The organism is Microbacterium sp. P5_E9 (genome assembly GCF_054049175.1).
Genome location: NZ_JBFUMV010000083.1, coordinates 1 through 633, shown reverse-complemented (window position 1 = coordinate 633; position 633 = coordinate 1). Strand labels below are relative to the sequence as shown.

General features: G+C 62.4%; 1 protein-coding gene. It reads right to left on the bottom strand.

Annotated elements, in window-relative coordinates:
* Positions 1 to 615, bottom strand: a 615-nt coding sequence (locus tag ACXJ3V_RS20335; protein WP_457102170.1) for a hypothetical protein, incomplete at its 3' end; no start/stop codon positions are given.
* Positions 616 to 633: the final 18 nt, after the last annotated feature.

Below are 633 nucleotides of genomic sequence, written 5' to 3'. Positions count from 1 at the left end.
GCCTTGCCTGATCGAGAACTCGGGGGAACTACGAGTCATTCCTCGGACGCGCGCCGCAAGTCGTACGCGCAGTGCGCCATTGCTGTCGGTGCGAGGAGATTGGTCTGGCGCCAGGCGCAGGATCGCTGCGAAATCTCCTTGCAGATTGGCGTGAGAGCGGGTGACAGTGTCGACCCACGCGGTTACGGTAGCATTGGCATCGATCCAGCGAAGCCAAATGTCAGCGCCGGCGGCCCCGACACGTGGCCCGGAGCGTCGCTCAATCAAAGTGCCTCGTACAGCCGTGATGCCCGACTCGAAGGGGTACTCGAAGCGCGGCGACAACTCGATGCGCACGCTGCGCTTCGGCAACGCAGGAGCCGTCACCGTCGCAGACTCGTAGGGAGACCCTTCTGTTTCGACGATGATCTGCTGCGGCCGCGAGCCACCTTCATCGAGCCACACGTAAGAACCGCTGCCGTTGACGATCGGCTTGTGCTTGAGCCCACTCGCCGTCACCTTGATATGCTGGCGTATCGGCTCCAGTGTTGCGGCATCGACGATCTCTGCAGCGAACAGAACCTTGCGCGTGTATCCACGCCCGGGCGAAAGGTCGATCTGGAAGGTTCTAGCCATGATCGGCACGCTCCGCAC